The 7321-nt window shown below is 65.7% G+C and carries 8 protein-coding genes and 1 pseudogene; 7 read left to right on the plus strand and 2 right to left on the minus strand.

Translation table 11 applies throughout. The annotated features are described in order from the left end of the window. Window positions 1–146: 146 nt before the first annotated feature. The gene (locus ABD211_RS29410; protein WP_344138859.1) at window positions 147–2504 is read right to left on the minus strand and encodes a TOTE conflict system archaeo-eukaryotic primase domain-containing protein; all 2358 of its coding nucleotides are present in this window, start codon (window positions 2502–2504) and stop codon (window positions 147–149) included. Window positions 2505–2655: 151 nt separating this feature from the next. Here ABD211_RS29410 and ABD211_RS29415 point away from each other — a divergent pair, with 151 nt between their 5' ends. From ABD211_RS29415 to ABD211_RS29425, 3 genes are all read left to right on the plus strand, one after another. Further along, on the plus strand, window positions 2656–3108 hold the full coding sequence (locus ABD211_RS29415; RefSeq protein WP_344138861.1) for a helix-turn-helix domain-containing protein: 453 nt from the start codon (window positions 2656–2658) through the stop codon (window positions 3106–3108). 3 nt (window positions 3109–3111) lie between these two features. After that, window positions 3112–3669 (plus strand): VapC50 family PIN domain-containing toxin, encoded by a 558-nt coding sequence (locus ABD211_RS29420; protein WP_344138863.1) that lies wholly within the window; start codon window positions 3112–3114, stop codon window positions 3667–3669. Between the two features lie 92 nt (window positions 3670–3761). Next, window positions 3762–4208, plus strand: coding sequence for a hypothetical protein (locus ABD211_RS29425; RefSeq protein ID WP_344138865.1), 447 nt, complete (start codon window positions 3762–3764; stop codon window positions 4206–4208). A gap of 12 nt (window positions 4209–4220) precedes the next feature. On the opposite strand, the gene ABD211_RS29430 is transcribed toward ABD211_RS29425, so the two are convergent. Continuing rightward, on the minus strand, window positions 4221–4757 hold the full coding sequence (locus tag ABD211_RS29430; RefSeq protein WP_344138867.1) for a DUF6398 domain-containing protein: 537 nt from the start codon (window positions 4755–4757) through the stop codon (window positions 4221–4223). A gap of 226 nt (window positions 4758–4983) precedes the next feature. Here ABD211_RS29430 and ABD211_RS29435 point away from each other — a divergent pair, with 226 nt between their 5' ends. The 4 genes and pseudogenes from ABD211_RS29435 to ABD211_RS29450 form a co-directional block, all read left to right on the plus strand. Beyond that, window positions 4984–5349 (plus strand): type II toxin-antitoxin system RelE/ParE family toxin, encoded by a 366-nt coding sequence (locus ABD211_RS29435; RefSeq protein WP_344138875.1) that lies wholly within the window; start codon window positions 4984–4986, stop codon window positions 5347–5349. Beyond that, window positions 5336–5656: a helix-turn-helix domain-containing protein gene (locus ABD211_RS29440; protein WP_344138869.1), complete on the plus strand. Its 321-nt coding sequence runs from the start codon at window positions 5336–5338 to the stop codon at window positions 5654–5656. Before ABD211_RS29435 ends, ABD211_RS29440 begins: the two co-directional genes overlap by 14 nt. A 135-nt stretch (window positions 5657–5791) precedes the next feature. Continuing rightward, complete coding sequence (locus tag ABD211_RS29445; RefSeq protein ID WP_344138871.1) at window positions 5792–5935, plus strand: hypothetical protein; 144 nt, start codon at window positions 5792–5794, stop codon at window positions 5933–5935. Window positions 5936–6868: 933 nt separating this feature from the next. Then, window positions 6869–7156, plus strand: a pseudogene (locus tag ABD211_RS29450) (transposase); the annotation flags it as partial. Window positions 7157–7321 lie beyond the last annotated feature (165 nt).

Genomic DNA, 7321 nt, shown 5'->3' on the forward strand with positions numbered 1-7321 from the left:
CTAGTTGTACGTGCTCCACAGCGCACCATGACCCACGGTGACTTGTCGACGACAGTGAGTACAACGGTCGCCGCAGTCGGGTTGCAGGGTGCAGAGAGATAGATGATCTGCTACGTAAAACGACCAGAGGCTGAGCCTTACGGCTTTCAGGTCTTGGCGAATCCGAGGGCGCGGTAGCCGGGCATGCGTCGTTGAAGTGAGCTGGCCAGGAGCGGTACCGCGCAGTCGTGATAGTCGTGGACTTCAGCGGTGTCCTTGCCAGGTGCCGTGCGCACGACGCGTCCGGCGCATTGGATGAGCAGCCCGTCGAAGGAGATCGGGGCGGCCAGGAACAGGGTGTCGAGGGCTGGTGCGTCGAACCCTTCGCCGATGAACGGTGTGGTGCCGATAACGAGTACACCGTCGCCGGCTTTGGCATCCGCGAGGCGATCGACGGCGGCGCGCCGGGTAGCGGTGGTCATGCCACCCTGCAGCACCAACGGCCGGTGGCCGCGGTCGGCCAGCATGTCGACCAGGGCGTCGATGTGGGCGACGCGGCGGGTGAGGACGAGGCAGTTGCGTCCTGCGGACAGGGCCGCGGTGATGTCGGCGACGATCTGGGCGTTGCGGTCAGGGTCGGCGACGAGGGCCCGATGGACCTGGGCAAGCGCGTCTGGAGCGGCCATATCGAGTGCTTCGTAGCGGAAGTTGGTTTCGTGGACGTGCAGGATGCGGCGGGGTCCGGTCTGCTCCATGAACGTGTCCATGAGCGTGCCTGGTTGGTCTTGGTCGAAGGTGTGGCGGACGGGTCCGAGTTGCCAGGTGACCAGGTCGCCGAGTCCATCGCGGCGGGCAGGAGTGGCGGTGAGTCCGAGCCAGAAATGGGCTCCGATGCGTTTGACGGAGTGGTCATACGCGGCAGCCGCGAGATGATGGCACTCGTCGATGACGATGTGCCCGTAGCCACGGGTGAGCTCGGCAACGTCCTCGTGTCGCGCCAATGTGGGCAGCATGGCGATGTCCACGACGCCGGTGAGCTTGCGCCGGCCGCCGCCCACCTGGCCGGCCTTGATGCCCAGGAGCGTTGCGACCTGGCTACGCCACTGCTCGGCGAGGGCCTTGCGGTCGACCAGGACGAGCGTGGAGGTGCCGCGCTCGGCGATGATCGCGCAGGCCATGACGGTCTTGCCGGATCCGGGAGGCGCGACCAGGACGCCGTCGTCGTGGGCGAGCATCGCGCTGACGGCGTCGGCCTGGTCCGGCTTGAGTTCAGCCGTGAACGCGACGTCGATCTCCGCGCCCGGGTTGCGGACGTCGGTGACGGCCAGCCGTGATCCGGCCCGTTCGACGATGCCCGTGACGGTGTGCCGTAGCCCGCGAGGTAGGACGAGGTGGTCGTCGAGGGTGAGGTCGTAGCCGCGGACGAACCGTGGGGTGTCCCAGGTTGACTTGCGCAGGCGCTGCAGTTCGTAGAACTTCGGGTTGGCCATCGACGCGGCGTGTTTGAACGTGGCCAACGCCGCCGGCGGCAGCTGCGACAGCCCCACCCTCAACCCGGCGCCCAACTCGGCGTGCACCACTACCGGTAGCGGTGGATGGACCTTGGTCGCCTCCGACCGGCTCATGCTCGCGACATCGCTTCCGACCAGCGTCCGCTTCGCCTGCCGGGCGACCCGTTGCGCATCCCCAGGGCTGAGCCGGTCGACGGTGGACAGGAACGACCACTGGTCCTCGTACGGTTCCAGGGTCGCCAGGTCCAGGAACACGGTCAGCCCGTCACGGCGCCGCCGGCCCTGCAGCGGGGCGGCGATCAGGTTGCCGAACCCGCCCTCAGGCAACACGTCCTGATTGGGAAACAGCCGGTCGTACGAGCGCAGATCCATCGAACCGCGCAGCACCATCGCCTCATGCACCAGCACGGTACCGACCGCCCGGGCGGTCGACGCGGGGATCTTCTCGGTGAAGAACACCCAGACGTGCGCGCCGCGCCCTGACTGCGACAACTCCAGCGCCGCCGGTACGCCGTTCGCCCGTGCCGCCTTGACGTAGGCCAGCGCATCGAGCACCGCCGCTGGGCCGTCGAAGTCTGCGGCCACGAAGTGGCACGTGTTGTCCTTCAACAGCGGGTACAACCCGATAAACGCATCGCCAACCAGATGCGCGCCGACCACCCGGTCCGACAACGGCAGATGCTGCGCGCCCCGGCGATCCATACCCTTGCGCCACCCGCCAGCCACCGCAGGCATCCACCCCGCCTGCCCCGTCCGAACGTTCTCCCACCGAACCGCGTGAACATCCGTACGCGATCGGAACCGATCGACGTAGAGGGCCAATTTGTCCTGCACCGGCGACGCCATGGTCACCAACCTGGGTGCCGGCACAGCGAGCTGTTCGTGGGCCGGCGCGGTGTCACGACCCTGAAGATCCAGCAGCCGGGTCAGGCGGACGTTCTCCGCCCGCAACCGATCCAGCTCCCGCCGCAACCGGTCGACTTCACTCGCCGCGGCCCCATCCGCCAAGCCCACCGGCGCATCGTCGCATGACACGGATCAGGTGCTGCGGCCGCCGAGCCACCTCAACCAGGGACAACAGCGGAGGCGCCAATTACCCGAAACGTGGACAACAACCATTGCGATTGTTACGCTTGCTTCGGTTATTTCGATTGGAGGGGTTGTGATGGCAGTTGCTGTCAGCACCGTCGTCCCAGATCCTGCGGCCGCGGCGACAGCCGCACAGGCATTGGGACAGGTCCAAGCCTATTTGCGGACACACCCCGACGGCCCTGCCACGGTCCGGTTGGCTGACGACGACGGCGACCAACTTGTCGTTCCACGGGCGGCGGTCGAGTTGCTGTCACGGATCCTCGCGCACATGGCGAACGGACACGGGGTCTCGGTCGTCCCCGCACATGCCGAACTGACCACCCAACAGGCTGCCGACCTGCTCAACGTGTCGCGGCCCTACCTCATCGGTCTGCTTGACGCCGGCGAGATCGATTACCGCCGGGTCGGCACGCATCGACGGGTGCTAGCCGGATCCCTCCTGAACTACAAGCACCATGACGACGCTCGTCGACGCGCCGCCGCAGACGAACTTGCCGTTTTGGCCCAGGATCTGGACCTGGACTGACCGATGCCGTTCGTTGTGATCCACGACGCCAGCGTTCTCTACCCCAACACACTCCGAGATCTACTCATTCGCTTGGCCCAGACCGGGCTCATCCAGGCGAGATGGACAGAAGAAATCCTCGACGAGATGTTCGCAGCGCTCACCCGAGACCGGCCCGACCTCGACCCGGCAAAACTGGACCGCACCTGCACCCTGATGGGAACGGCCGTCCGCGACTGGAAGATCACCGAGTACGAGCCGCTCATCGACTCGCTCAAGCTCCCCGACCCCGACGACCGACATGTGCTGGCCGCCGCCATCAAAGCCAGGGCCCAGGTGATCGTCACCTCGAACCTACGTGACATCCCCTCTGCCGCCCTCCAGCCATGGGACGTCGAGGCGAAATCGCCCGACGACTTCGTCCGTGACCAGATCAGCCTCAGCCATGCCGTCGTCTACGCCGCCGTCCAGCAAATCGCGGACTCATGGCGAAAACCCCCGGGCAGCATTGACGATGTCCTGGACCGACTTGAACGCAACGGCCTTCCCGTCAGCGTCGCAGAACTGCGGGCCAGCCAATGACTCGACAGCGACCATCAAAGACCCTGCGGTCGCTGCACCCACACGAGGCCAGCGTGGTGCTCAATGCCCTACTCAAAGCACATCCGGACCTGGTGGTCGAGGCTGAAGCGCTCGCCACGCGCATCCTCGACAACGCCGCGTGGGAGTCGATCGGTGACGAGGTCGAACACGCCCTGCGGTTGTTGCCGCTCAAGGCGCTCGGCGCCCGGGTGGGTTACCACCCCGGTCGCGGGTACACCCACGAATGCGACGCCGCGAGCGAGATCGTCGAGGAGACGTTGGCCCCGTACCTGGACGACATCACCCGTCGGTTGGCACTGGGCATGACCGCGTCCGCGCACCAGACGGCGGCTGGCGTGCTCGCCGGCCTACACGCCTGCGACGGCGAACATGGCGGTGACAGCCTGCTCGGCTACGCCAGCGAGATCCAGAACTACGCGTACTCCGTCTTCGCGCTGCTCAAGAAGCACCGGGCGCCGCTACCGGCGGCCCTGTACGAAGTCGCATGCCCGAACTGGATGCACTTGTACAACGGCTGACCTGCGAACAGGTCAAGTTTGGTCCACGCCGTCGGCCCGCTGAGCCGGCACATATGGAATCAGACCTCGCCGGTGAAGCTCAACTTGGATCGCCTCAGGCAGGTGCCGCGCATCAACGAGCAGCCCGTCGATCTGCAGGAGCCACACCATCGGATTACGGTCGATCATGTCGCGCCGGCTGAACGCCGGATCCATCAACCCGATGTCGAGGGTGTCCATGATGACGCGACCCTTGTTCGTCATCGTGGTCTGCTTGACCTCCAGCAGCCGCGCCAGGTCCTCCGTACGCAGGTAAGGTTTGCTGTTCGGGTCCGCGAGAAAGTTGACCCGACCGATGGTGTAGACGATGCCCGCAGCCCAGATACCGCGGTCGCCGCGAACAAGCGGCGACGGCCGCTTGCGCGCCAACTTCGCGGCCAGCGTGGCACAGAGGTCGGCGTACTCCTCGTCCAGATGCCGCAGGCAGAACGCGTCGGTACGGGCGACGGTCTCGTCGAAGATCTCACGGACGGCCGACGGTACCCGTGCCGCGTGTCTCGATCGAGTCACCTGGCCACACTCCGGACGTGCCGCATCACGTACGAACCCTACCGTTCACCTGTCGCATCTCGGATCCGCCCTCGGTCGGTCAGGTCCGCTGCTGGCGCGCGGCCGTCGCTGGTCGACTGACCTTCTTCGTAACTGGTCCGGTGACACGGCCGTTGTCGCAGGCCAGCCGGACGTTTAGAATATTCTTAACCACACGGGAGGCGTCACGGTGGAGTGGGAAATCTTGATGACCGTACAGGTCGAAGAGTTCCTCGACGACCTGTACCGAACCGACCGGGACACGCACCGCTTGGTCAACCAGGCCATCCTGGTTCTCGAGCGCAATGGCCCCGCCGAAGGCCGACCTTTGGTCGACACCATCACCGCATCCCAGATCACCAACATGAAAGAGCTACGACCTCCGTCCGCCGCCCGGACCGAGATCAGGATCCTGTTCTGCTTCGACCCGTGGCGCTCTGCGATCCTGCTCATCGCGGGAGACAAGTCTGGCCAGTGGAACCGCTGGTACCGCGAGGCCATCCCGGAGGCGGAACAGCTGTATGCGACGTACCTGAAGGAACGCGAGAAGGAGATCAGCGATGAGCAGCGTTAAGCGGTGGCGCGACACCGACCACCTGCAGCGCGCCGTCGACACCGCCGGCGGCCAGGACGCCTTCGACGCCTCCCTCGGCCAGATGCTCGACCAGGCACGCGGCTGGCGACTGGCCGAACTGCGCAAGCGCCGCGAGATGACGCAGGACCAAGTCGCCACCCGTATGGGCGTCAGCGTCGCCCGGGTCTCCCAGATCGAAGCCGGCGACGTCTCCACCCAGGAAGTACTGAGCCGCTACATCACCGCCCTTGGCGGCACCCTCAAACTCATCGCCGACTTCGGCGACGAACAACTCAAGGTCGCCTAACCAACGCCCGCGGCCGCACTGGTCGCCAATTTTCATGATCCGCAGCTCGGATAGTTCAACGGACGCTGGAGGTGAACCATGGCGTGGAGCAACGCTCGACAGCGACGGAGCGGGCAATCGGACGACCAAGCCTCCATGGAAGAGCTCGCTCGACGCCAGGGCGTTCGCCCCATCGCCTCCGTCGATGAGCTGTCGTCACCTGGGACCTTCGAGTCAGACGACGAACTGCACGAGTTCCTCGCCGACCTCTACCAGTCCCGCCGACCCGACGTCGCGTAGACCCCGTCGCCCTCGGCACCCACGTCGCTTCAGGCAGGTCGTCGGGGACCACCTGTTGGTCAATATTTGGGCCCGGCTACCCGACAGGTTGCTCGCAGGTTGATCGGGCGTAAGCCAGCCGTTCGGACAGACGGATGCCCACAGATGAACGCGGTGCCGGCACGGCATCAGCTCTATCCCACGGCGAACATTGGTTGCTCAGTGGTTCCTCGGACGTCAGCCACCCGTCCGGACCGACGGACACCGTCCCGGACCGGAGCTCGGCCCATCCACTCACACGGCCTGTCCCAGCGCCCGGACCAGTAGGTTCGCTGCCGGACTCGCCCGCCGGACATCCGGACTCAGCCGAACTAGCCCGATAGTGACTCTCTATACGAAATGTGGCACTCGTGATCCGCGGGTTCGGGGTTCGACGCAGCCGCAGCCACCGTCCTTGCGGTGATCACAGCGTTGTTTGAAGTCGCGCCCTCGATTGCCAGCGCGGTGCCAGTGGCTGGACAGCTGAGCCTGCAGACAGCTATCTACACAGACCCTGTCCCCGCTGCACCATGCTGCCTACACCTACTACCGCTCGCGAAAACCGTTCGCCTGACCGGCGTCGCCTGTCACCACGCTGGGCTGACCGCCGGACGACTTGGCGGTCGCGGCGGCGTTCTTAGCCTCCGCCGCCGCCCGCTGCCCCAACGGTGCGGTGGTCCCATGAGCGTTGGCTGGTTGCCCTCTAGCGACGCACCGCGCAGGCGGTGTTACCCGCGTCACTGCGGAAGGGCTGCAGCCCGTGCAGTAGCCGAGGGGCCTCAGCGCATCTCTCTATGTAGGCATGTCTATTGAGTGCCGAGGTTGCGGCTGCGGTGGTGCAACACCGTAGCCGCATGTCCCACACGGATCACCCACAGAGAAGGAGCTGTCCTCGCAGCCCACGCCGGCCAGGACCTGCCCGAGGCATGGCTGATCGCCGAATGGCCACCCGGTTCGCCGGAACCGACGAAGTACTGGCTGTCGGACCTGCCCGCCAACACTCCATACAGGACGCTCGTGAGGTGGGCGAAGCTACGCTGGCGCATCGAGCACGACTACCGCGAACTCAAGACCGGCCTCGGCCTCGACCACTACGAAGGACGCACCTGGCAAGGCTGGCACCACCACGTCACCCTCGTCTGCGCCGCCCACGCCTTCTGCACCCTGCAACGACTCGACCCAAATCCCCTCGCGTCGGCCTGACCCTCTACGGCGTACTCCGACGCATCCAGCACCTACTCGTACGCCTCACCGGCTACTGCCCCACCTGCACAACCCAGTTCCCCCAACGAAACCCCCGAGCCGGCTAAAAATCATGACAAAGCATTACTAGATGATTGAGTCCGAAGTTCGGGCTGGTCAGTGGTC

Source organism: Luedemannella flava (assembly GCF_039528515.1).
Taxonomy (GTDB): Bacteria; Actinomycetota; Actinomycetes; order Mycobacteriales; family Micromonosporaceae; genus Luedemannella; species Luedemannella flava.